This is a genomic window from Opitutaceae bacterium (assembly GCA_015075305.1).
Classification (GTDB): domain Bacteria; phylum Verrucomicrobiota; class Verrucomicrobiia; order Opitutales; family Opitutaceae; genus UBA6669.
This window is the reverse complement of sequence record JABTUS010000005.1, coordinates 144,567-167,191: the sequence shown is the minus strand read 5'-3', so window position 1 is coordinate 167,191 and position 22,625 is coordinate 144,567. Positions and strand designations below refer to the sequence as shown.

Genomic DNA, 22,625 nt, shown 5'->3' with positions numbered 1-22,625 from the left:
AATCATCGAAAGGCCTCCTCGGACCACACGTTCATCGCCTGCTTGGAGCCGCGAGGAACGTCGAACTCAATTTCCGGAGCATCCTTGTCAGGTATCCAATCGGCGAGAGCGCGCCTGATCGCGGCCAGGCTCTTGTCAGCGGCAAGATTGTGCCATTCATTGGGATCGTTGCTGTGATCGTAAAGTTCTTCGTCACCGTTGCGGTATCGCGTATAGCGATAGCGAGCATTTCGCACCGAGTGGCAGCCAGGCCCGAATGTCGACAGCACCGGACTGCCCCGCTCACGGCTGCCATCTGCAAGGAGCGACGACAGGTCAACTCCGTCGAGCCTGTGTGTCTTAGGCCGCGGAAGACCGGCAAGGCTGAGAAGCGTGGGGTACAGGTCCAGCGCGCTCACAGGCGTGTCGCAAACCTGGGCGGGGCGACCCGGGACATGAATGGAAAGAGCGACGCGGCAGGCCAGCTCGGAGAGATAGAACTTTGACCAGTGGTTCTTTTCGCCGCTGTGCCAGCCGTTGTCCGAAAGAAAGACCACGATGGTGTTGTCGCGATACGCGCTCCGATCAAGGGCATCGAGCACCCGGCCGATCTGCTCATCCACGTAAGAGATGGAGGCATAGTAGGCCTGCAGGCACTTCTTCCAGAGGCCGTGGCTCAGGATGAATTCATGCTCACCTCTGTGCAGGGCGAGCCAGCGAGCTGGCATTGGCACATCGTCAAGATCGTTCTCGAGGTATCCTGCCGGAAGCTCAATGGCGTCGAGGGGATATTTGTCGAAATAGCGCTGGGCGACAGTCCACGAGACATGCGGTTTCCAGAAACCAAGAGCGACAAAAAACGGTGCAGCATTCTTCCGGCCCAGCAGGGCGATGACTCGGTTGGCTTCTTCCGTGTCCTGCTGCAGCTTCGTGGAGTCTGCGCGATCCCAATCATCCGGCAGGACGCCCCACGACCAATTGTCAACCCAAGCCTTGACCAGTGTTCCTGGGATGACCTCCCGCAGCAGCGCCTTGTCGGTGTATGTGACGTCTGCCGGCCGGTTGAGCATCTTGTAGTAACCGGGCGTATAGTCGCCGACATCGTCCTCCAAAAACCTGTTGTGAGCGATCTTGCCGTAGCCGGCGGTGAGATATCCATTGGCCAGGAACTGGCCGGGAAGCGTCGTCACCCGTGACACCGGTGCCTTGGTTCGTCTGTAGGCCTGTTCGTTGTAGTAGACGCCGGATCGAAACGCGTGCATCCCTGTCAGGAACGCCGTGCGCGAGGGGCCGCATGCCGGAGCATCGACATAGGCGTGCGTGAACCAGGTGCTTCGCCGGGCGAGCCGTTGCAGGTTTGGTGTGTGCACTTGGGAGCGCTGGAACACATCGTGAAGATTTGCACCGTGATCGTCGATGATGACAAAGAGGACGTTTGGGCGCGCGGTGGCGGGCGCGGTATCAGTCGAGGCGAGCAGGTGGGCTGCGGCAGCAGACAGCGCACAGAGGCTGAGAATCGAAAGCGCTGTTCGCTTGAAAAAAAGCGTCATGGTGCTAGTGTTCTGTTGCTGAAATGACTAGACTTAAAAGTCGTTATCGTTCAACCTGCAAGCATGAGCAGGAAACCGACGATTCTGACGGTCACGGCAGACCAACGTGGCGTTTTGGAGCGCTGGGTGGGCGCGCACGGTACGCCCCAGCAGGTGGTGAAGCGCTGCCGGATCATTTTGCGCAAGGCCGAAGGGCTGGACGATGCCACGATTGCGGAGGAGCTGGAGGTGAACCGGCACACCTGCCGGCTGTGGCGCCAGCGCTTTGTGTCCGCAGGTCCGCAAGGATTGTGGGACGTGGCGAATGGCCGCGGGCGCAAGCCGCGCCGAGGGCTGGCGAAAAGGATCGTCGAAGCGACGCTGCACACGAAGCCGCCGGGGCGGACGCACTGGAGCGCGCGAACCCTGGCGAAGGCGCAGGGCGTGCATGCGAGCACAGTCGCGCGTATCTGGCAGGAGCATGGGTTGCAGCCGCACCGACAGGAGACGTTCAAACTCTCCCGCGATCCACAGTTTGTGCCCAAACTGCTCGATGTGGTGGGCGTTTACCTCAACCCACCGCAAAACGCGGTGGTGCTCTGCGTGGACGAGAAAAGCCAGATTCAGGCGCTGGATCGCACGCAACCAGGCCTGCCGCTGAAGCGCGGTCGCTGCGGCACCTGGACGCACGACTACGTGCGCCATGGCACGACCACGCTGTTTGCCGCATTGAACGTGGCCGCCGGCAAGATCAGCGGCCACTGCTTCCCGCGCCACCGGCACATCGAGTTCCTGAAGTTCCTGCGACAAATCGACGCGGAATATGCCGAGGCGGACGAGCTCCATCTTATCGTCGACAATTACGGCACCCACAAACACGAGCGGGTGCAGCGCTGGCTCGCCCGGCGTCCACGCTTCAAACTGCACTTCATTCCCACCAGTTCGAGCTGGCTCAATCTGGTGGAGCGCTGGTTTGCCGAACTCACCGGCAAGGCGGTGCGTCGCGGCAGCTTCTCCAGTGTTCCCGATCTGATCAACTCGATCACCCGCTTCATCGAGCAATGGAACCAGGAGCCCACGCCATTTGTTTGGACCGCCAAGGCGGAGGACATCCTTGCCAGGATCGAACGCTGTCGTCGCCGGCTCGAGGCCATCCAGCCCGGTTGCACCCGGCGAAAGCCGCGCAAGAAGGCCGCATGATATATGTATAGTCATTTCCGCGACAGAACACTAGTGGCTTGACGAAGTCCTGCCGGCACCGGGATCAGGCGGTCCCCCCATCGGTGGAAGGCGTCCCGCGAGCATTGCACGAAAATCCGGCAGGACCGGATCATTGGTCCGCCGCATCCACTCCTCCAGATCGCGACGGAGGAGTTCAAGCGTTTCCCGGTGTTCAAGACTATCCGCCAAGTTGTGCAGTGAGTCGGGGTCACGATCTACGTCGTAAAGCTCTTCCGGAGCCCGAAAGAGAAAGTGAATCACCCGTTGGGCGACTGCAGGATCGGTGCGAGCTGAGGCAATCATGGCGGGCAACGCGGGGCCCTTGTAAAATTCATTCTGGCACTGCGTGGCCCCGTCCGCCCAGCGATTGAAAATATAGACGTATCGACGAGTCTGGACCGCGCGGGTCGGCACCATTTCACGAAGCAGCGTCGAGTAGAATGCCGTGAAGACGCGATCGCGGCGCGACTGCCGCTCTCCCTTGAGCAGCGGCAGAAACGACCGGCCGTCCATTTCAGCGGGAGGCGTGATGCCGGCTGCCTCCAGCAGCGTTGGTGCAAGGTCGACTCCAGCGATCATCTCATCGTTGGTCTGCTGCGGTCCGACCGAGCCCGGCCAGCGGACGATCAGAGGCGTGTGCGTGCCGTTTGGATAGCAACTGAACTTGGCGAATGGAAAGGGCATGCCATTGTCAGAGAGAAAAACCACCAGCGTTTGATCCCTCATGCCCGAATCGTCCAGGGCCTTCAGCAACGCTCCCACGGTGTCGTCACAGCGCCGAACCGAATTGTAGTAGTCAGCCACCTCCTCCCGGATGTCAGGGACGTCGGGCAGAAATCCCGGGACCACCACTTCATCCGGTGTGTATGTCCGCGACGGAAGCGACATGAGGGCGACAGCTTTCGGACTGGCCCAATTGCGTTCGTCATTGTTTCGCGGGGCGTCGATGTACTGCCGTTCCTGCCTGCTTCCTGCGAAAGGGCGGTGCGGATCACGTGAGTTCGCCATCAGGAAGAACGGTCGGCCCGCCTCCCGCGCCCGCGAAATGAATTCTGCGGCAAACTTGCCGAAGCGCGATGGATTTCGGCCGTTGCCCGTGTCGCTGTAAGTCGCCGACCACCGGTATTTCGCGGCGGGATTGAGGTGACCGACCTTGTCGATGATGCCGCAAAGGTATCCGGCATCTGTCAGAATTTCGGGTACAGTAGCCACGTTTGCCGGCATGGGACCAAATCCTGTCGCTCCAGATGCGTGGGGATATCGTCCCGTCATCATGACGCCGCGACTGGGAGCGCAAAGGGCGATGGTGACGTGCGCCTTCGCAAAGCGAATTCCAGACTCCGCAAGACGATCGAGGTGCGGAGTTGTTTCGCGAACGGGGCAGCCGAAGGCGCCAAGCGAGTTCCAATTGAGATCGTCGGCCGTAATCAGGAGAATATTGGGCCGTCGCTCTTCCGCCAGTGCTGCCGCAGGCTCCAGGAGCGTGAACATGACGGAAAACGCAAGGATCAGGCGCAGGATTGCGAAATGGGAAACCGTCGGCATTTGAAGGTGGCGCGCCGTGGCATGCATCAATAGCTGAAAGTCAGCCCGAGTCGATAGTTTCGATGGCGTGTCACGCCGATCGCTGTCTCATTCTCGCTTGGCAGGGTGGATATGTTGTCGAAAACATTTTCAATCCTGAGACGAAGGATCCATCGTCCTCTGCCGTATCCAACAACGGCGGTGTGTATCTCGCCGCCGGGCAGCCGCCAGCCAGTGCGCGTATTGAGCATGCTATCGCCCCATTGCTGGTAGATCCAAGTGCCTGACAGGCCCCGCAGGACGTTTCGGGAAAACTCATACCGGGCGAGAAGGGAAAGTGTGTCGAACGCGATGGATGAGGCTTTGGTGCCATTTTCCAGCTTAGGATCAACCTTGCCGTAGGAAATCAACATCTCAAGGCCAGGCAGCGGGTTCACGTTCAAATCCATCTCCCATCCCTTCGTTGTGCGAACGCCGGCGGGAGCCTGATAACTGCTGATTGGAATCCCGGTGATGGCGCCGGTTTCGTCGTTGAATGTCAGCAGGCCGTTGTTCTCCTCGTTGTCGAACCATGAGATTGTTGCGACCGCCCGGGAGCGGAACATGTCGAGCTTGAGGCCAAATTCGTCAGTGGACGCGATGCGGTTGGGAAACCGCTTTCCAAAGGTTGCAAGCCGCCGGTCGATCGAGAATTCCGGAGTGAATGTCTCGTTGTTGTTGTAAAAGAGGGAGGCCGTTCCGGGCCCTCCCTGGTAGACCTTTGCAAGTGCGGCGTAACTTCCGGTCCAGGTCTTGTCGCGGGTGTTCTCGGCATCCTGCGTCTGGTTGCCGACGATCTGCGCAGTCGTGGTTTCGATTTCGCTTCGCCGCATTCCAGCGACCAGAAAAATTCGATCACGAAGAAACGACATTCTCTCCATGAAACCGAAGGCGCTGGACTTGTCCTCACGGACGACGGTGTTCCGGACCGTGCGCACATTGGCGACGTCAAGGATCTGCTGAGGGGTCGGTTTGAAGGTGGGCGAAGGCCGGACAATGAAGTAGAGAATGTTACCCGACTTACTCGCGCCAAGCGAGGTGAGTATGGCATTGCTGGTGACGTCGTAGGCATCATCCTTCGAATGGTCGTCAGACGTGCCGTAAGACCCGTAGAGAAGGAACTGATGGTTTGTCGGCCCCAGTCTAAATCGGAAATTTATGTCGAGGGCGAAATCCCGTCCATCGGTTGAGTTGAGCCGCGAGTCGAAACGCACCTGGCGCCGCGCCACGCTCGCAAGGCGTCCGGCGGCATCGCTGTAGCTCACGTTGCGCGAATCCATTCCTATGACCTGATTGCTCGCGTCAAGGAACACGTCCGTTCCCGGGCCGATGCCCCGTATTCTGCTAGGATCGCTGTTGAGATCATACTGGCGGGCAATGGCACGGACGTCCACCTCGAGACCATTGAGGGAGATCGTCTTGATGGCCCCGACCTCGAAGTTGTCCGACTCCAGGTGAACCAGATTGTTGAAGATGTTGTTTCCCGGAAGATCCGCCTCACGGAGCAGCGCGCGTCCGTGACCTGGACCTTCGGCAAACCCGTGGACGGTGCGGGCCAGTCGGTTGATCCGGTCGCGCACAACAGCGGCCCATGCCCAGACCTGCAGGCCGTTGTTGAAGTGATAGGAGAAACTCGGGTTGTACGCCTGATACCCGCCGTCAGGCTCCGCATGGAAACGCATCGGACCGGCCGTGTCTGAGAATGCAGTCGCCAGCCGATAACCGAACTTGCGGGCACCATCCAGAAAGCCCGAATGATCCAACTCGCCCCGCCAGGTGTCATACGATCCGATCGTGGCGCTGACGAATGTGCGCGGACGGGCAAGCGGTCGCTTGCTCACGAAATTCACGATGCCGCCGGGACTATGGGTGCCGTACAGGACTCCCGAGGGTCCCTTCACAACCTCGATCCGCTCGATGTACGAAAAGTCGAATCCGCCTGCAGCTGTGATGATCCTGTCGGGGAACCCATCGCGCTGCGCGCTGGCAACCGTGTATCCACGCATGGAGAACAGGTTCTGGCTGGTCGTTCGTGCCGCAACGGATATCCCCGACACGAGGCTGAGCACCTCGTCGCTGGTCATCGCAACGGTGTCCTGGATGAGCTTCTGATTCAGCGTGATCACGGATGCGGGAAGCTCCACGACCGGAACGGCGACCCGCGAACCCGAGAGAGAGGAGGTTGTTGCATAGCCGCGTTCGGTCTGCGAAGTAACCTCGAAGACCGAGAGTTGAATTGGTTCGGGCTCCTGCTGCGCTGGCGTGGAGGAGGACGTCGAGGTGGCCTGTGCATGCATTGCGGGTCCGCCGGACAGAAGGAGAGGGAGGAGGACAGCCAATGAAGTGTGTAGGATTCTCATGGGGACTGGGGTGCGGCAGGCGGCTGACTGGCAGGCGGAGCATAGCTGGATGGCACGGTCGGTAAATTCGCGATTGCTGGTCAGTTGGATTGACCAGAACCCCAATCTCGCCTGGTAACACAAACTCTCCAATCTGGGGCGTGACGCATGAAGCCGATTGCTCCGCCCTCGCGAGAATTTCTCCCCGACCGGGTCGCCACCCTCCTTCGTCGCGAGATAACCGCGGGTCGGTGGAGGGATCATCTGCCCGGCGAACGCACGCTCGCACGAGTGCTGAACATCAGCCGCCCGACTCTTCGCGCAGCGCTTACGCAACTCGTCGCTGCCCAAGAACTGGAGGTTTCCCCAAGAAACGGATATGCGATCCGGCGGCCGGGCAGGGTCAGGCGGGCTGCCAGGGCAGTTCGGGGCGGCGAACTCGGCATCGTATGCCCGGAGCGCATCTACTCCATGCCGCCGCATGTGATCCAGACTGTGGACATCCTCCGTGGTCTGAGCGCCGAAGCGGGGCTGCATGTTGAAACGTTCGAAGGCAGGCGCTTTGCGCGCACCCACCCGAGACTCGTGATGCCGCGGATTCTGCGCGGACGTCCGGATGCGTGCTGGGTGGCTATCATGGCGGATCGCAGGCTTCAGGAGTGGCTCAACGCCTCGCGAACCCCCGCGGTGCTTTACGGCAACCGGTATCCCGGCGTTGACCTGCCGTGCGTCGGCATCGACTACCGCGCCACGGTGCGGCATGCGGCGGCCCAACTGTTCGCAAGGGGGCACAGGCGAATCGTCCTCGTGAACTTCGACTCAGACCGGGCGGGCGACCAGGAGAGCATGGCGGGATTCCATGAAGGGCTCCGCAGGCGCCCGGGGAACCCGGAATCTCGCGCGGACAAGCAGAAGGCGGAGGCCGCGGACGCGATGGTGATCTCCCGCCCGGACGACGATGTAACGGCTCTTCGCCGCCAGATAGACCGGCTCATGGGCATGCGGCCTCCCCCCACGGCATTCATCGTGTCGCGCACGCATCACTACGCGACCGTGGCGACGCACCTCAGCGCGCTGGGCTGGAGGATTCCAGAGGAAGTTTCGCTGATGAGCCGGGGTGACGACCCCTTCCTTCATTTCCTCTGTCCGGCGCCGGCCCATTACCGGGTAAACATCGAACTGCTCGCCCGCAGGCTGTTTCAGGCGGTGCAGAGAGTGATGAGCGGGGGGCGAGGCCAGGGAGGCGCGGTTCAGCTTGTTCCCGAATACGTGCAGGGTGAAACCGTCGGACCCGGGCCGGCGAGGCATTCCAGATAATGACGACCCGCCGCAAGACTGACGTGGTCGTGTACGGCGGTACTGCCCCGGGAATCGTCGCGGCAGTGCGATGCGCGAGGGAGGGGTTGACCGTGGACCTGGTCACACCCACGCTCTTCCTGGGTGGCACGCTACCTTCACTGGGTGCAGTGGAAACACACTATCGCGGAGTCCGCGCGCCGCTGCTTCAGGAGTTCATTGAACGGATTGTTGGTCACTATCGTGATAGCTACGGGCAAAATTCCGAACAACTGCGTACGTGCCAGACCGGAATGATGATAACCTTTGAGCCCCATGTCGCGGAACGCGTCCTCCGGGAGTGGATTGAGTCGGAACCCCGTGTCCGCTGGTGGGCCGGATACCGGCTTGAAAGCGCGGAGGAGCGCGTTGGATGCGTGCGCATGGCGTCATTCGTGCGGGAGGAGGGCGGCGAGCGACTGCAAGTCGAGGCTCGTTCCTTCGTTGAAGCCAGCTACGAAGGCGATCTCATGGCGGCGCTTGGTGTGAAATACCGACTGGGAAGGGAAAGCAGGAGCGAATGCCAAGAGCCATCCGCTGGCCGTCTGTTCACGCGCTGGATCAACGGATCGTTTCCAAGTGCCGCCACCGTGGGAGCATTGAATGTCGTCACGGCCGGAGCAACAACGACGTCACCCCTGCCGGAAAGCTCCGGCGAGGGTGATGACAACGTGCAGAGCTACAGTTACCGACTGTGTCTGACGGATGAGCCCGTCAATCGCGAAGTCTCCGATGCGCCCCCCCGTGGCTACGACCGTGCGCGCTTCGCCCCCATACTTCTGCCGCCGGAACTCAAGGAGCGGCTTCCGCTGCCGTTTCACCACCGGTTCCTCATTTATTCGCTGGAGGAGATGGCAAGAAAGGACCACCTGTTCCATGGCCACGCGCTGCCCAACCGGAAAAGAAGCTGGAATGCGACAAATCTCACTGGCGGGGGGAAACACTACGCGCACGCTGATGCAAGCGGCCGTCGTGCGATTGAGGAGGAGCACCGATCCCATGCCCTGGGGCTGATGTGGTTTCTCCAGAACGATTCCGAAGTGCCCGCGGCCATTCGACGCGAAGCAGGGAGGTGGGGCCTCGCCCGCGATGAATTTGTTGAACACAACAATCTCCCCCCTCAATTGTACATTCGAGAGGCAAGACGGCTTGTCGGGCGCGCAGTTTTCAGCGAACATGACGCTTTGGCGGCTCCCGGAGCGGAGCGACCACCGGTGCATGCGGACTCGATTGCTATCACCGAGTTCTCCCTCGATTCGCTGGCATGCACCACGATGAGACTTCCGGGAAAAGGCGCGCTTTGCGACGGTCAGTTCTTCCAGATGGAAGTTTCCCGACCTGGTCAAGTTTCTTTCGGAATCCTGCTTCCACCGCGGATCAACAACCTCCTCGTCGCGAGCACGGTGTCAGCCACCCATGTGGGGTGGGGAACAATACGGCAGACACCCACACTTATGCATCTGGCCGAATCCGCAGCCTGGACGATCGTCCTCGCTGCGCGGCAACGATGTGCGCCCGCGAACGTTTCGATTCCTCTTCTGCAGCGGACACTCGTGCAACACGGTGTGATGATTTCATTCTTCAATGATTGCGACATGGCGAGCAGGGAATCGTGGCTTCTTGCGGTTCAGATTGCAGCCGTGCATGGTTTTTTCCGGGGATTCGACGCGCGAGGTAACGATCCGCTGGATCATGACACCGCAAAACATTGGCGCCGGCTTGGCGTCGCCGAGCAGGACATGCTTGCAGATTCCGGCGGATACCGCACGCGGGGGGAAGTCTGTGAGCGCTGGTTCGCACGCTGGACATCTGCAGCAGATGAATCACAGAGACGCCAGCCGCTGAATTCACCATGAAAACTCCATCTCGTCGCTCTCCCGCGTTCCCACGGACACGCAGTGCCATTTTGTGGCTTGCAGCCGCAGTGGGCGCTGTGTCTGCCGGGCGCGGGACGGATCTCTCGCCGGGCATCCTGCCCAACTCCGGCCTCGAAATTGCCTTCAATGAATCCGCCTTCGCGCCGTGGGCGCGGGACCTGATGACATCCGTCGAGCAGCGGTTGAAGGTGACTCCGGCGCACGATGCGTCCGGATTGAAGCTCCTGCTCGGAATGCAGGTTCACCTGGCCCTGCATTTTTCGGACGACAGTCGCGCGCTCGATGCCGCGCGCCAAATCCAAGGACTGCAGATGACGCCCGGAGACCGAAACGTGACGGGGCTCATCACCGAGGCCATAGTGCAGGCTCGTGCGGGCCGGAAAGACGTTGATCCCGCATCCCTGTCGGACCAAGTGGAGATTGTCCTTGCAAAGTCTCTTGGCGGACTGCCGCGTAACCCGGCGAACAGGGAGGCAATTCAACGGTCCCGGGACAAGCTGGCCGCGATTACGGAAGAATCATTGCTTGCCAGGATTTGCGGAGAGATTGCCAAGATACCGAAAGGCGCGCCGTGTTCGCTTGAGCTGGCCGACCAGCTTGTTCGAATTCGACACCAACTCATTCTGATGCTGCCTTTGCGTGATGGCATGCTGCGAGCGCACTATCAAACGCTCGCCGGCTATTCCGGCGATCTGAGATGACCATTGACGAGTCGGATCGCTCGCAGGCCGCCGCCGAGCGGGTCTATCGCTGGAGACTCGCCGGATTCCTTGCAGTCGCCGCAAGCTTGAATTTTGGTGATCGCGCCGCAATATCCGCGGTTCTTGCATCGCTCAGGATCGAATTTGGGCTGTCGGATGTTGATCTTGGCCTGATCAATTCGCTCTTCCTGGCGAGCTACGCGCTGGGTTCCCCATTTGCGGGACTGCTCGCAGACCGGATCTCCCGGCCACGACTTGTGATGTGGAGTATTCTAACATGGAGCGGGGTGACTGCATTGACCGGGCTGGCCGGAGGACTGCCGGTGCTTCTGGCGCTTCGGTTCGCACTGGGAATCACAGAATCTCTTTTCCTGCCGGCAGCCGTCGCGCTGATCGCCGACTTTCATGCGTCAGAAACGCGAGGAAGGGCAATGAGTTTGCTGACCATCGGAATTAATTTTGGACTGGTGATAGGCGGAACCTTCGCGGGTTTCATGGCGCAGAATCTAGGCTGGCGGGCCGGATTCTGGATGCTGGGCATCGGAGGGTTGCTGCTTGCGCTTTCAGGAAGGAAATTCCTGATTCCCGCGAAGGGATTTCATGTGGCACCCCCGGGAGTTGTTGCGGCAAAAGTTACATTCCTGACAGCGGTCAAGTACCTTGCTCGTGTGCGGACGTACCATGTCCTGCTCCTGGAATCCATGCTGTCCGGTTTTGGCATGTGGGTGTTCTTTGGCTGGCTGCCACTGTACTTTCGGGAAAAGTATTCTGTCAGCCTGACGGTAGCAGGCTTCGCCGGCGCGTTCATCCTTCAACTTTCGGTCATGTTGGGAAACGCTGCTGGAGGATGGATATCCGATCGTTTTGCGGGTCGGGAAACTCACAAGCGACTCCTGCTCTATGGAGTCTTTTATCTGCTCGCTGCGCCGTTCTTGTTGGTCTTTGTCGGCAGCCCCAATCCGCCTGTGCTAGCTTTGTGCATGGGGATGTTTGCCTGCCTCCGAGGTGTGGGCCAATCGAATGACAACCCAACGCAATGCGAAATTGTGCCGGCCCGATTTCGCGCAAGTGGTGTCGGCATAATGAACGCAGTCTCAACCGCTGCTGGGAGCGGAGGTGTGCTGATTGCTGGTTATCTGAAGCGTGAAATAGGCTTGGACACTATCTTCGCGGGAATCTCCGGAATCTTTGTGATCGCGGGGATGGCGCTGTTGCTGGGCTACAAGTTCTGTATACGGCCCGACATTGCCCGCGCGCAGTTAGCCGGATGAGGTGGTCGCTAGGAGGAGTGCGAAGGCTGATTATTAAACATAATGTTTATTGTGCGAAACCAGCCCATGCTGAGGAATTCCTATCGTGCGCTCGGAGCGGCGTTTTCGAGGATCACTGACACCAGGGTTGGGTTGATGTTTCTAATCTGCTCACCGTCGTCGAAAACGACATTTCCGCTCCGACCGACAAACATGAAATCCTCATGGGGCACATGGAAGGACTTCCCGTTCACCATCGTGATCGTAAAGGGTTGAAAGGGCTGCGCGTGAAGCAATTCGCGCAGCCGGGTGATGATCGGATGGAACATGGTGTCGCAATCTCTAATCGCGTCTTACTTGAAGTCAAGTTGCATAAACTTTCCTTAGTCCGATAGATTAGCTAAACTGGTCTGATGACGGTCAACATCCACGCGGCGAAAACCAATCTCTCCCGGCTCGTCAGGCGCGCAGAACGCGGCGAATCAATTACCATCGCTCGCGACGGAAAGCCGGTCGCCCAACTCGGGCCTCCACTCAAGGTCAATCAAACGGGGCTGTCTCCCGACGACCCGCTCTTGAACCTGGACTCGTTCGCCGTGGCCGGGCGCGGCGGCAGGATCTCCAACGAGGAAATCGACAAAACGCTTTATGGCGCGTGACGTGTTTGCGGACACCTCCGGGCTGTATGCTCTCCTGGACCGGAATGATGCCCTCCATCCGCAGGCGCGGGCTCAACTTGATCGACTCATTCGTGCGGGGAAACGTCTGGTGGCTCCAACGGTGGGAAATCGCCCAGAATCGAGGCAGGCTGGGATCTTCCGCAGACCTGTGGACTACCTTGCCGGGCCCCAGCGACTGGTGAACGGATAGTAGATCCAAAGCGGGCGGCCGACCACATCGCGGCTTGGCACAAAGCCCCAGTAGCGGCCGTCCAGGGAGTTTCGGGAGTTGTCGCCCAAGGCGAAGAAGCTGCCCTTCGGCACTGTCAGCTGTCTGCCCAGGGCAAGTTCGCCATAAGGCATGTAGCCGGCGTACAGTCCGTCGCGCTCGTTGTTTTTTTCGAATGCCTTCGCCCCTTCAATCGGCTTCCCATTGCGCATGAGGACGCCTGCGCGGTCGTTTGGCGCCACCGCCGCGATGGCTGAATTGTTGCCGCGCGCGCCCAGCGTGCCTTCGCGGATCTCGATCACGTCGCCAGGCCCGCCGACCAGCCGCTTGATGTAGTACTGGTCGCCATGGGTGTCGCGAATGCCGGGAATGTTTCCCGTCCTGAAGACAAATCCACTGCCAATCGGGGGCTGGATGAAATGGTAGCTCATCCGGTCCACGAAAAGCTGATCCCCGGTCAGTATGTCGAAGGAAAGAATGCGCTCGCCGCTTTGCACGATCCTGCCGGTCTTGAAAAATCTCAGGTTCTGCGGGCGCCCTGCAATGCTCACGGTCCGAATCTGGGACTGACCGCGGGCGTTCAGTTTTTCCAGTGCGACCTCGAGGTTGGGCTCTCCGGGGAAAAATGCTTCGCGCAGGGCCCAGTCGAAATCGAAATCGAGCGGCACCGTGAATGACACGGGCGCGCCGCCAACGAACAGCGTGTACTCCTTGAGTTTGGTCGGCAGGACCAGCCAGCTGCGGCCGTTGACGACGCGATTTGAAATGATGCCGCGCCCCTCCCCGCCGCCATAGGTAAATTCAACTTCTCCGCTCGCCGGAGCGTCTATCCGGCGAGAGCGGGCGCCGAGCATGAGAAAACGCAGCGCTCGCTGAGCAACATTCGGCTCGTCCCCAGTCTGCCGAAACACCTCCGGCGTCATGCCGTGATAACTCGGCCACATCGAGTTCGTCGGAATCTTGAAGGGCTGGATGAAGTAGGTCCGGATTCCCAGGATGACAATCGCCGCAACGAGGAAGAACTCCACGTTCTCCACAAGCGATGACTTGGGGTAGACCTTCCCACCATGCCGCCGCAGCGTCTCCTCCAGCGCCTCCAGACTCAGCTTGAGCTTGGAGGAGTCCGCCTGCTCCCTGAGCAGTCCGCGCACCGTCGCGGCTTTGGACTGAAGCTCGGCGATTTCCGCCGGCTGCATGACGTCGCGCCGGTAATTCCGGACCTTGTCCGAGAGTTCCAGCCAGTTGCCGGCAAGTTTGCGCAGTTTCTTTTGCGGGGAAGCGAATATGCCAAACACGGGAGTGGGTGCGATTGTGGAAGTCGGCGTGGTTGCGGCGCGTCAATTCTTCAGGACCTGTATGAAGGCATCCGGCGGAATCGAAACCCGCCCGATCTGCTTCATCTTCTTCTTTCCTTCCTTCTGCTTGTCGAGCAGCTTGCGTTTGCGGGAAATGTCGCCGCCGTAGCACTTCGCGGTGACGTCCTTCCTCATTTCACGCACATTGTCGCGCGCAATGATCTTGCCGCCGATGGCTGCCTGGACCGCCACCTTGAACATCTGGGGAGGAATGATCTCCGCGAGCTTCTCGCACAACTGGCGCCCCTTCCCCTCGGCCTTGTCACGGTGCACGATGCTCGCAAAGGCATCGACAGGATCGCCATTGATGAGGATCTCCATCTTCACGAGATCGCTCGCACGGTATTCCCCGAGTTCGTAGTCCATCGAGCCATAGCCGTGGGTGATGCTCTTCAGGCGGTCGTTGAAGTCCACGAGAATTTCATTCAGCGGAAGCATGCAGGTCAGCATCACCCGGCTGGCGTCGAGCGTGTCCGTGTGGTCGCAGGTGCCGCGCTTTTCCATCACCAGCGCCAGGATGTCGCCCAGGTTTTCATTGGGGATGTGAATGGAGGCGCGGATCGTCGGCTCACGGATCTCCGTGATGGTTCCCGGATCGGGGAGATTGACGGGATTGTCCACCTCGATGACCTCACCGCCATGTTTCACGACCTGGTACACGACGCTGGGATAGGTTGAAATTATCTCCACATCATGCTCACGGCGGATGCGCTCCTGGGTGATCTCCATGTGGAGCAGTCCGAGGAAGCCGCAGCGGAATCCGAAGCCGAGCGCCACGGAGCTTTCCGACTGATAGACGAACGCGGCGTCATTGAGGCGGAAGCGGCCGAGCGCCGCCTTGAGCTTCTCGTAGTCCGAGCTGTCCAGCGGGTAGAGTCCGCAGAACACCATCGGGCGAACCTCCTTGTAGCCCGGCAGCATTTCGCCGGCAGGCTGCCGCGCCAGAGTGATCGTGTCGCCGATCTTGATGTCGGCGGTGTCCTTGATGGTGGAGACCACGTAACCGACATCGCCCGCTTCAAGCGACTCGGTTTTCGACATCTTCGGGGTGAACACGCCGACCTCCTTCACTTCCGAGCGCTGGTCCGTGCTCATCAGCTTCATCATGTCGCCGGCCTTGATCACACCGGAAAACACGCGCGTGTAGGCGATCACGCCCCGGTAGGAATCGTAGAGCGAGTCGAAGACCAGGGCGCGAACCTGCGGATACGACGCCCACCGCGGCGGCGGAATGCGAGTGACGACCGCCTCCAGGATCTCCTCAATGCCGATTCCCGACTTGCCGCTCGCAAGAATCGCCTCCTCGGCGGGAATGGTGAGGATGTCCTCGAGCTGCTTCATGCACAGTTCGAGGTTCGCGCTCGGAAGATCGATCTTGTTGATGACCGGAATGATCTTGAGACCCTGACCAACCGCCAGATGGGCGTTCGCCACCGTCTGCGCCTCGACGCCCTGGGCTGCATCGATCAACAGCAGCACGCCCTCGCAGGCGGCGAGAGAACGCGAGACTTCGTAGGAGAAGTCCACGTGCCCCGGAGTGTCCATCAGGTTGAGCTTGTAGAGCTGTCCGTCCTTGGCGCGATAGGACATCGTGACGGGGTGACTCTTGATCGTGATTCCCCGCTCCTTTTCCAGGTCCATGGAATCCAGGTGCTGCTCCGTCATCACCCGCTGCTGGACGGTGTTGGTGTACTCCAGCAGCCGGTCGGAAAGCGTCGTCTTGCCGTGATCGACGTGGGCGATGATGCAGAAGTTGCGTGTGAACGGGACGTCCACGGAAGGCGATGGTTCGTTTTGGCTCAAAATGTTGTCTTCCCGGGGGAAAATTGCGAACGGTTCAGAGCGATGCGATGTCGGAGTGCTCCGAAAAGCTCCTGACCTGCCAGGCCTTGTCCGTGCGCCGGGCGAGTCCCGCCAGCACACCGCCGGGTCCGAGTTCCCAGAACTGCGCCACTGCACTCGCTGCCGCGGCGCGCATGCAGTCCTCCCACAAAACCGACGACACGACTTGTTTCACGAGCGCAGCCTTGATGGCCGAAGGATCGTGAATGGCAGCGCCGGTCGTGTTGGTGTACACGGCCAGCTTCGGCGCGGCAAAGGGAATGGGTTCGAGAAAGGCCGCAAACTCCGTGCGCGCCGGCTCCATCAGGCGGGAATGGTAGGCGCCGGCGACGTTGAGAGCCATGACGCGTTTCCATCCGCGCTCCTTGCAGGCAGCAATTGCAGCCTCAATTCGCGCCTTTTCTCCGGAGATGATGATCTGACCCGGTGCGTTGAAATTCGCCGCCTCAAGATCAAACTCGTGGCAAAGCTCGGCCACCCGGGTGCGTTCCTCGCCGATAACCGCAGCCATGCCTCCGGAAGTTTTTTCACAAGCCGCCTGCATGAGCCGGCCTCGTTCGGCGACAATTCTGAGCCCGGTTGCGAAATCAAACACACCGGCAGCCGCATAGGCTGTCACCTCGCCAAGCGAAAGCCCCAATGCCGCCGTAGGTTCGCCTTGAGGGACTTTTCCAGCCTCCCGGAGCGCCGCCAGAAGTGCCAGCCCGTGGACAAACAAGGCAGGCTGGCATACTTTTGTTTCGGTGAGCGCGGCCTCCGGGCCCTCGAAGCTGATTTGCGTCAGCTTCCAGCCAAGAGTCATGTCGGCTTCATCGTAGAGGGCACGAGCGGATGCGGACGCTTCGTAAAGCGACCTCCCCATTCCGATCTTCTGGGCTCCCTGCCCCGCAAATAGAAGTGCTATGGCCATGGCGATGAAACCCGCAAGAAAACCGGCTGCGCCTGGAAAAACCAAGTCCTAAAAGACATGGCCAAACATACCTCGATTGCATTTGGCGTGCGAGGAAGCGTGATGCCTGCATTGTCGAATCGTCCGCTCACGCAAAAAACCGCTTGCGTTTGTTTCCCGAAGACTGATTTTCCCCGGGTTCAGTTGGTTCCGGGCTCGTAGCTCAGTTGGCAGAGCGCCTCAATGGCATTGAGGAGGTCGTCAGTTCGATTCTGATCGGGTCCACCAGCGCAATCCCCCCGCGAGTAGAACGTCGGGTGGAAGATGGACTGACTCATCCGCCATCCTCCTTCATGCTCAACCGAAAGCTGAAAGTGCCTCCTTTGCCATTGGGTGGAGGTCCAAGATTGGGGACGGTGTTGAGCGCATCAAGAACCGCACGGTCAAAGTCGCTGCTGCCGCTTCCTCCAAGTATGCGTGTACCTGTGATGACCCCGCCTGAGGAAATGCTGAACTGCAGCTCCACGGAGAGTATGGCGCTGAAGTTGGCGGCCATCATCGTCTGCCGGATCCGTGCAACGATCATCGAAATATACGCGGACATCATGTCGGCATCGGCTCGCTCCTGAGCCGTGCCTCCGGCTCCTTCCGTCGTCGAGCTGCGCGGTGCTCCTGCCATGCCACGGCGGACGCCATCGGCGACGGACGGAATCTTCGTGGTTGCAGCGGCCTTCGAAGTCGACGCCTTTGCCGCCTTGTTCAGCTTGTCAAACTCCGCTTTGGTCATTTGCGCGCGCTTCGCCTCCGCCTCCTTCCGATCGCGTTCCGCCTGCAGTTTCGCCTCCCTTGCGAGGTCCGCCTTGAATTTCTTCTCGATGTTGGCCTTCCGCTTTTCGGACAGGCGCACGATGTTCCTGGTAAAATCCACGGGCTTGGTCACTGCTGGCGGAGCAGGCTTGACCGGTTCGACCGCCTTCAGGGTTGTCGGATCAGGGGCCTGCTGCGAAACGGCTAGCGGTGGTTCGGGTTCGGGCTGACGAACCGGAGTGACTATGGGAGGAAGCGCCACCTGTTCCGACCCGGTTGCCCCAGGTTCGCCAGCGGCGGGCGCCTGCGTTGCCGCGTAATTTGAGCCTTCGCCGCCGACCAGGGTGAAGATTTTCGGTCCATCCTCGGTGCTGCGATGAAGCAGGTGCGCCACCAGCAGCATGATCACCACAGCCAGCGCATGAATCCCTAGCGAAGCGGCGAATGCGCTGGGCGAACGTGCGGTCATTGCGGCGGAGAGGTCGTCAGTTTTCGGTCTGGGTATCGATCCAGAACCTAAGCAGGTTTGCCTGTTTCAGCAAATCCATGACCCGGACCACTTGTTGAAATTGAAGGCCGAGGTCGGCGCGCAGGCGTATGACAAGCTTCCGGCTCTCGGGCTCGGCTCCGAGGAGCATCAGTCGCCTTGCCAGCTCGTCATACGAGACGAGATTGCTGCCAAGGTAAAACCTCCCCTCCTTGTCGATGACAACAACTTGATAGCGCTGATCCTTGTCGACGGGCGCCTGAGGGCTCTTCGATTCGAAGGGAAGGTTCACCGCCATTGTCTGCTCGGGCTGCATGAGCGGTGCTGTCATCATGAAGATCAGCAGAAGAACAAACGCGAGATCCACCAGATTGGTGACGTTCAAGTCAGCCAGGGGGTGCGCCGCGCGCTGCCGCTTGAAGGTTCTGGCCATGTCTACTTCGATTCCAGTTCGATGCGGTCGGCGAGCGAGCTTGCGAAGTTTTCGAGCTCCGTGATGAGGCGCCGCGTCGTCGAAAGCAGGAAATTGTAGCCGAACACGGAGGGAATCGCGACAACGAGTCCGGCGATCGTTGTGAGCAGCGCGGCGGATACGCCAGGAGCCAGATTCTGAATGCTGGCGCTTTGCGCACCTGATGAAGCAATCGAATCAAAGGCCTCCATCACTCCCCAGACCGTTCCCAGCAGGCCAAGAAAAGGCGCGCCGGAAACGATTGTTGCGAGAAAAATCATGGACGCTTCATACCGCAGGGTCTGCCTCGCTATGGCCCGCTGCAGTGCATTCTCCGTGTGCTCAAGCCGGGCCTGACTCGAATCGCCTCCCTTCTCCTTGAGTATCGACGCCGCCCGCCAGTACGACTCCACGGCGTCTGCAAATAGATCCGCATAGGGAATGGTTCTCTTGTTGCGATAAGATTCAGGAAGGTCGAGCAGCGTGCGTTCGTCGCGAAGTCGCTGCTCAAAGGCCAGATTGTAGGCCCGCAACTGGTGAAGCTCGTTGCGCTTTCCCAGCATCACCGCCCATGCGATCATGCTCGAGACGGCCAGCCCTACGGTAAGAACCTGGCCAACGATATCGCAGCGCAGAAAAACATCTATGAGATTGGCAGCGGCAAAAACGGGAGGCGTCATCAAATGGAATCCACATGTCGTGGACGGCGGCCATCTGATGGGGTCCGTCCGGGCTATTCAATGGCAAATCGGATGGATTGCGAATCTGATTGCCGATGGCGAATGCGCTGAGTTCGCTCATGGCTCATCTCAGGTCCATCCAGGCGGCTGCTTTACCCAGTGCCTCGCCATGGCGCCTCACCCAAGCCAATCTCAACTTCATGCCCACGAAACAGAACCGGTCCGGAAAGCTCATTTCCTTTGAAGGCTCCGAGGGGAGTGGAAAGTCCACCCAGATCGCGCGCCTGGCTGCGCATCTTCAGTCTCTTTCGCGGGATGTTGTAACGGTTCGCGAACCGGGTGGAACGGAGATTGGGGAGCAAATCCGCACGATCATCGTCCACAATTCCAAGGGCGAGGAGATGTGCGCGGAAACGGAACTTCTGCTATTCGCCGCAGCCCGGGCCCAGCTTGTTCGAGAAGTGATTGCTCCCGCCCTGCTCAGAAAGTGCATCGTGCTGAGCGACCGATTCCTCGATTCCTCGACAGTGTACCAGGGCGTGGCGCGCAATCTGTCCATGGACCCCGTGAACCAGATCAACCTCTTTGCCGTCGGTCAGGTCATTCCCGACATCACCGTGGTCCTGGATGTGCCTCCGGACGTCAGCCTCGCGCGCATCCGCAGACGTGCGTCCGATCTTCCGGATCGCATGGAGCGGGAAAACATCGACTTCTACACGAAGGTGCGCGAAGGCTACCTGGTTCTCGCCAAAGGCCTTCCCGAGCGATTCGTGATCATTGACGGCACCCAGTCAGAGGACGCGATCGAGAAGAAGGTGTGGGCCTCCATCAAGGACCGCCTGGACTGAACGCATGGTGGCGAGTGGGCCGTTCCGCAGAGTTGAGCGGTCTCTTCTCCCGGATGAAAATCCCGCAGACAATGGACTCCGACTCGCATCCTCTGCCCTGGCACGATTCTCTGGCAAACACCTCCGCACTCGCGGTCATTGATCGGGCCATCAGGCGGAACCGTCTTTCCCACAGCCTTCTCCTGACAGGCGACGATCCCGCGACACTGGAACATGTGGCGCTTGGAATCGCGGATAGGATCCTGAATGTGAAGGAGTCGTCGGCCCGATTCCATCCCGACCAGCATCCAGACTGCTTCCAGACGAGGCCTGCCGGAAAAATGCGCATCATCGGTGCGGAGGCGGCACGTGCGCTCATAAACAGGACCCAGGTGTCGGCCAGTGTTTCTCCGCACAAGGTCGCCATTCTCCATGAGGCCGACCGCATGAATCCCGCGGCGTCCAACATCTTTCTGAAGACCCTGGAGGAGCCGCCCGCCAACACCACGCTGCTTCTTCTCACACGGCGGCCCTATGCACTCCTTCCGACGATCCGCAGTCGTGTGCTGCACTTCCGCTTTTCCCAGTCAGCCGAGCGAGTGAAGGCGGAGGGATGGGATGCCTGGATCAAGGACTATCACGCATGGATCGGAAGCCTCTCGGTCGTGCAGGCGTCGGACAAGAAATCCGCAGCCGATGTCATTTTCTCCCTTTACGGGCTGGTTGCCCGCTTCGCCACCATCCTCGAGTCCGCCGCCTCAGAGGAATGGGGTCGCATGAAGGAGAAATTGCCAGCGGACATGGATGACGATGAAAGCGAGGCTTTTGAGGCTGGCATCTCGATCGGACTGCGCACGCGGTTGTTCGCGGAAATCGCGAGGAGTACGCGTGATTTCGCCGTTTCACAGCTGGAAACCGGAGACGAGCGTGTTCGACGGGCGATTGTCGCGGCCATTGATCGGCTCGAACACGTGACTGGTCTCCTGCGGGTCAATCTGAACGAATCGGCAGCGCTCGAACAGTTCCTTCTTGGCAGCCTGCGAATCTGGTCGCGGCGTTCAACCTGACGTCATCCCGGGTGGAACTGTCCGTCCGCATTGGCCTCCAGGGCAAATTCCAGCACCTCCGCGACAAACTCCTCCCGCGCCTCCATATGGGGATTGTGGCCGGAATTCTCAATGCGCTTCAGTGATGCATGCGGAAAATGGAGGCGAATCTCTGATTCGTCCGAAGCTGAGACATAACGCGACCTCCCTCCGACAATAAACCGAGCCGGGCCGCAATAGCGATCGCGACTCAGGAGAGAGTTGTCCTCAAGGGTTTGCAGCGCCCGTGTGAGGGTTGGAAGATTCACCGCCCATCTCCAGGATCCGTCCTCCGTTCGCTCCAAGTTTGTGGCCAGGAACTTTCGCATGCCCCAGTCGGGGACGCGCGCCTCGAAGCGTAGCTCCGCCTCACCCCGCGATTTCAATGTTGCGAGATCCAGCTCGTTCATGGCGGCAAATTCAGCCCGGTGAGCGTGCGAAAGATAGGCCTTCGGCGCGATATCCACCACTATCAACCGCTCGACGCGATCGACATGCCGGCAGGCAAGGAGCATGGCCACCTTCCCACCCAGACTGTGCCCCAGCAGCGTTGTTCTCGGGATGTTCTTGCGATCCATCCACGCCAGGACGTCGCCCACCATCGCTTCAAACGAACAGTCGTCAGCATGCGGTGACGAGCCGTGATTCCGCAGATCGAGAGCCATGACGTGAAAGTGCGGCGAAAGATCGCGTGCAACGGTCTGCCAGTTTCGAGACGAGCCCAGCAGGCCGTGCAGTATCACCAGCGATGGTCTGCCCTGCGTGCCAAAATCCCTATGTGCGAGCGCGATCATCGGCTGAAATCCATTCCTGCATCAGTCACGATCATCACGTTCGATGCGGCGAAATGCGCGCTAGCCTGGGATGGCAACCTGCTCCAGGATCGCTGGCAAGTCGGCGAGGGAACTGACAAAGGCATGCGCCTCTCCGGCCACTCGATCGCGACGCAGGTACCGGCCGAATCCAACAAACCGATCGACGAATGGTTTGGTCTCGAGGTCGCTCACACCGTCGCCGACACTGACAACCCGCGACGGTTGCAGTTCGCGCCGCAGTGCAGCGACGACTTCGGGCTTCCCACCGGAACGTGTTGTGGGAAACGTCTCGTCATAGCCTGCGTAGTCGCCCTTGGCGTCGAAGCGCAGATCGACGGCCTCAATCCTTGAGATTCCGAGCAGATCTGCGAGAGGCCGAATCGCCTGGCGGAATCCTCCGCTGACGATGATTGGAGTCCAGCCCGCCGAACGGACTGTTCGAAGCATGGCCTCTGCAGTCGGTTCAACGGTGGTCACATAGCGCCGGCCCACTTCAAGAACATCACGAATCCGAGGCTGGATGATCTGCAGGCGCCGCCCGAATACGGCTTCAACAGGAACGCGGCCTTCCATCGCATCGTGGGTCATCTGCTCCACCTGCCTGAAGACCGCCTCCCCCCTGACCCGTCCAAGCTCGTCGATGCCCTCAATGGCGGACAGGGTGCTGTCACAATCGAGAAGGAGAAGTCGTGCATCCATGGGGGT

Annotated in this window: 20 protein-coding genes and 1 tRNA gene; 9 read left to right on the top strand and 12 right to left on the bottom strand. The window is 60.0% G+C overall.

All coding sequences use genetic code 11. From position 1 onward, the window contains the following. Nucleotides 1-2 precede the first annotated feature (2 nt). Nucleotides 3-1,529 (bottom strand): sulfatase, encoded by a 1,527-nt coding sequence (locus HS122_11250; GenBank protein ID MBE7538976.1) that lies wholly within the window; start codon nt 1,527-1,529, stop codon nt 3-5. A gap of 63 nt (nt 1,530-1,592) precedes the next feature. On the opposite strand from HS122_11250, the gene HS122_11245 reads away from it, so the two are divergent. Then, nucleotides 1,593-2,708, top strand: a complete 1,116-nt coding sequence (locus HS122_11245) for an IS630 family transposase (GenBank protein ID MBE7538975.1) — start codon at nt 1,593-1,595, stop codon at nt 2,706-2,708. Nucleotides 2,709-2,738: 30 nt separating this feature from the next. Here HS122_11245 and HS122_11240 read toward each other — a convergent pair whose 3' ends face one another. Both HS122_11240 and HS122_11235 read right to left on the bottom strand, forming a co-directional pair. Continuing rightward, entirely contained in the window at nt 2,739-4,274 is a 1,536-nt protein-coding gene (locus HS122_11240) for a sulfatase (protein ID MBE7538974.1), read from the bottom strand. A 26-nt stretch (nt 4,275-4,300) separates the two neighbouring features. Beyond that, a complete protein-coding gene (locus tag HS122_11235) occupies nt 4,301-6,652 on the bottom strand; it encodes a TonB-dependent receptor plug domain-containing protein (protein ID MBE7538973.1) in 2,352 nt (783 codons plus the stop codon). Nucleotides 6,653-6,799: 147 nt separating this feature from the next. Here HS122_11235 and HS122_11230 point away from each other — a divergent pair, with 147 nt between their 5' ends. The 4 genes from HS122_11230 to HS122_11215 are packed head-to-tail and all read left to right on the top strand — an operon-like array spanning nt 6,800 to nt 11,815. Next, nucleotides 6,800-7,948 carry a substrate-binding domain-containing protein gene (locus tag HS122_11230; GenBank protein ID MBE7538972.1) on the top strand — a complete coding sequence of 383 codons (1,149 nt, stop codon included), beginning with the start codon at nt 6,800-6,802 and terminating at the stop codon, nt 7,946-7,948. After that, nucleotides 7,948-9,822, top strand: a complete 1,875-nt coding sequence (locus HS122_11225; protein ID MBE7538971.1) for an FAD-dependent oxidoreductase — start codon at nt 7,948-7,950, stop codon at nt 9,820-9,822. The genes HS122_11230 and HS122_11225 overlap by 1 nt, the downstream gene beginning before the upstream one ends. After that, the gene (locus HS122_11220; GenBank protein MBE7538970.1) at nt 9,819-10,544 is read left to right on the top strand and encodes a hypothetical protein; all 726 of its coding nucleotides are present in this window, start codon (nt 9,819-9,821) and stop codon (nt 10,542-10,544) included. Before HS122_11225 ends, HS122_11220 begins: the two co-directional genes overlap by 4 nt. Then, nucleotides 10,541-11,815, top strand: a complete 1,275-nt coding sequence (locus HS122_11215) for an MFS transporter (GenBank protein MBE7538969.1) — start codon at nt 10,541-10,543, stop codon at nt 11,813-11,815. The genes HS122_11220 and HS122_11215 overlap by 4 nt, the downstream gene beginning before the upstream one ends. A gap of 80 nt (nt 11,816-11,895) precedes the next feature. On the opposite strand, the gene HS122_11210 is transcribed toward HS122_11215, so the two are convergent. Further along, nucleotides 11,896-12,123, bottom strand: coding sequence for a hypothetical protein (locus tag HS122_11210; protein MBE7538968.1), 228 nt, complete (start codon nt 12,121-12,123; stop codon nt 11,896-11,898). Nucleotides 12,124-12,204: 81 nt separating this feature from the next. Between HS122_11210 and HS122_11205 the strand changes: the two genes are divergently transcribed. Continuing rightward, nucleotides 12,205-12,453, top strand: a complete 249-nt coding sequence (locus tag HS122_11205; protein MBE7538967.1) for a type II toxin-antitoxin system prevent-host-death family antitoxin — start codon at nt 12,205-12,207, stop codon at nt 12,451-12,453. A gap of 174 nt (nt 12,454-12,627) precedes the next feature. Here the strand turns inward: HS122_11205 and lepB are convergent, their stop codons facing one another. From lepB to fabD, 3 genes are all read right to left on the bottom strand, one after another. Further along, nucleotides 12,628-13,977 carry a signal peptidase I gene (gene lepB, locus HS122_11200; protein ID MBE7538966.1) on the bottom strand — a complete coding sequence of 450 codons (1,350 nt, stop codon included), beginning with the start codon at nt 13,975-13,977 and terminating at the stop codon, nt 12,628-12,630. Between the two features lie 42 nt (nt 13,978-14,019). Continuing rightward, complete coding sequence (lepA, locus tag HS122_11195) at nt 14,020-15,813, bottom strand: elongation factor 4 (GenBank protein MBE7538965.1); 1,794 nt, start codon at nt 15,811-15,813, stop codon at nt 14,020-14,022. A 61-nt stretch (nt 15,814-15,874) separates the two neighbouring features. Further along, the gene (gene fabD, locus HS122_11190; protein MBE7538964.1) at nt 15,875-16,789 is read right to left on the bottom strand and encodes an ACP S-malonyltransferase; all 915 of its coding nucleotides are present in this window, start codon (nt 16,787-16,789) and stop codon (nt 15,875-15,877) included. Between the two features lie 191 nt (nt 16,790-16,980). On the opposite strand from fabD, the gene HS122_11185 reads away from it, so the two are divergent. Next, nucleotides 16,981-17,056 (top strand) — tRNA-Ala (locus HS122_11185). A 46-nt stretch (nt 17,057-17,102) separates the two neighbouring features. Here HS122_11185 and HS122_11180 read toward each other — a convergent pair. The 3 genes from HS122_11180 to HS122_11170 are packed head-to-tail and all read right to left on the bottom strand — an operon-like array spanning nt 17,103 to nt 19,193. Further along, nucleotides 17,103-18,044 (bottom strand): cell envelope integrity protein TolA, encoded by a 942-nt coding sequence (locus HS122_11180; GenBank protein ID MBE7538963.1) that lies wholly within the window; start codon nt 18,042-18,044, stop codon nt 17,103-17,105. 16 nt (nt 18,045-18,060) lie between these two features. Next, on the bottom strand, nt 18,061-18,495 hold the full coding sequence (locus HS122_11175) for a biopolymer transporter ExbD (protein ID MBE7538962.1): 435 nt from the start codon (nt 18,493-18,495) through the stop codon (nt 18,061-18,063). 2 nt (nt 18,496-18,497) lie between these two features. Continuing rightward, nucleotides 18,498-19,193 (bottom strand): MotA/TolQ/ExbB proton channel family protein, encoded by a 696-nt coding sequence (locus HS122_11170; protein ID MBE7538961.1) that lies wholly within the window; start codon nt 19,191-19,193, stop codon nt 18,498-18,500. 200 nt (nt 19,194-19,393) lie between these two features. On the opposite strand from HS122_11170, the gene HS122_11165 reads away from it, so the two are divergent. Next, entirely contained in the window at nt 19,394-20,041 is a 648-nt protein-coding gene (locus tag HS122_11165; GenBank protein ID MBE7538960.1) for a dTMP kinase, read from the top strand. A gap of 71 nt (nt 20,042-20,112) precedes the next feature. Then, nucleotides 20,113-21,087, top strand: coding sequence for a DNA polymerase III subunit gamma/tau (locus HS122_11160; GenBank protein MBE7538959.1), 975 nt, complete (start codon nt 20,113-20,115; stop codon nt 21,085-21,087). Between the two features lie 2 nt (nt 21,088-21,089). On the opposite strand, the gene HS122_11155 is transcribed toward HS122_11160, so the two are convergent. Together HS122_11155 and HS122_11150 are read right to left on the bottom strand one after the other, a co-directional pair. Further along, nucleotides 21,090-21,899, bottom strand: coding sequence for an alpha/beta fold hydrolase (locus HS122_11155; protein MBE7538958.1), 810 nt, complete (start codon nt 21,897-21,899; stop codon nt 21,090-21,092). Between the two features lie 60 nt (nt 21,900-21,959). Continuing rightward, complete coding sequence (locus HS122_11150) at nt 21,960-22,619, bottom strand: HAD-IB family phosphatase (protein ID MBE7538957.1); 660 nt, start codon at nt 22,617-22,619, stop codon at nt 21,960-21,962. Nucleotides 22,620-22,625 lie beyond the last annotated feature (6 nt).

Bases quoted from the DNA above. Each gene is read 5' to 3' on its own strand.
- HS122_11250 (MBE7538976.1), bottom strand. From the start codon at position 1,529: ATGACGCTTTTTTTCAAGCGAACAGCGCTTTCGATTCTCAGCCTCTGT.
- HS122_11245 (MBE7538975.1), top strand. From the start codon at position 1,593: ATGAGCAGGAAACCGACGATTCTGACGGTCACGGCAGACCAACGTGGC.
- HS122_11240 (MBE7538974.1), bottom strand. From the start codon at position 4,274: ATGCCGACGGTTTCCCATTTCGCAATCCTGCGCCTGATCCTTGCGTTT.
- HS122_11235 (MBE7538973.1), bottom strand. From the start codon at position 6,652: ATGAGAATCCTACACACTTCATTGGCTGTCCTCCTCCCTCTCCTTCTG.
- HS122_11230 (MBE7538972.1), top strand. From the start codon at position 6,800: ATGAAGCCGATTGCTCCGCCCTCGCGAGAATTTCTCCCCGACCGGGTC.
- HS122_11225 (MBE7538971.1), top strand. From the start codon at position 7,948: ATGACGACCCGCCGCAAGACTGACGTGGTCGTGTACGGCGGTACTGCC.
- HS122_11220 (MBE7538970.1), top strand. From the start codon at position 9,819: ATGAAAACTCCATCTCGTCGCTCTCCCGCGTTCCCACGGACACGCAGT.
- HS122_11215 (MBE7538969.1), top strand. From the start codon at position 10,541: ATGACCATTGACGAGTCGGATCGCTCGCAGGCCGCCGCCGAGCGGGTC.
- HS122_11210 (MBE7538968.1), bottom strand. From the start codon at position 12,123: ATGTTCCATCCGATCATCACCCGGCTGCGCGAATTGCTTCACGCGCAG.
- fabD (MBE7538964.1), bottom strand. From the start codon at position 16,789: ATGGCCATAGCACTTCTATTTGCGGGGCAGGGAGCCCAGAAGATCGGA.
- HS122_11180 (MBE7538963.1), bottom strand. From the start codon at position 18,044: ATGACCGCACGTTCGCCCAGCGCATTCGCCGCTTCGCTAGGGATTCAT.
- HS122_11175 (MBE7538962.1), bottom strand. From the start codon at position 18,495: ATGGCCAGAACCTTCAAGCGGCAGCGCGCGGCGCACCCCCTGGCTGAC.
- HS122_11170 (MBE7538961.1), bottom strand. From the start codon at position 19,193: ATGACGCCTCCCGTTTTTGCCGCTGCCAATCTCATAGATGTTTTTCTG.
- HS122_11165 (MBE7538960.1), top strand. From the start codon at position 19,394: ATGCCCACGAAACAGAACCGGTCCGGAAAGCTCATTTCCTTTGAAGGC.
- HS122_11160 (MBE7538959.1), top strand. From the start codon at position 20,113: ATGGACTCCGACTCGCATCCTCTGCCCTGGCACGATTCTCTGGCAAAC.
- HS122_11155 (MBE7538958.1), bottom strand. From the start codon at position 21,899: ATGATCGCGCTCGCACATAGGGATTTTGGCACGCAGGGCAGACCATCG.
- HS122_11150 (MBE7538957.1), bottom strand. From the start codon at position 22,619: ATGGATGCACGACTTCTCCTTCTCGATTGTGACAGCACCCTGTCCGCC.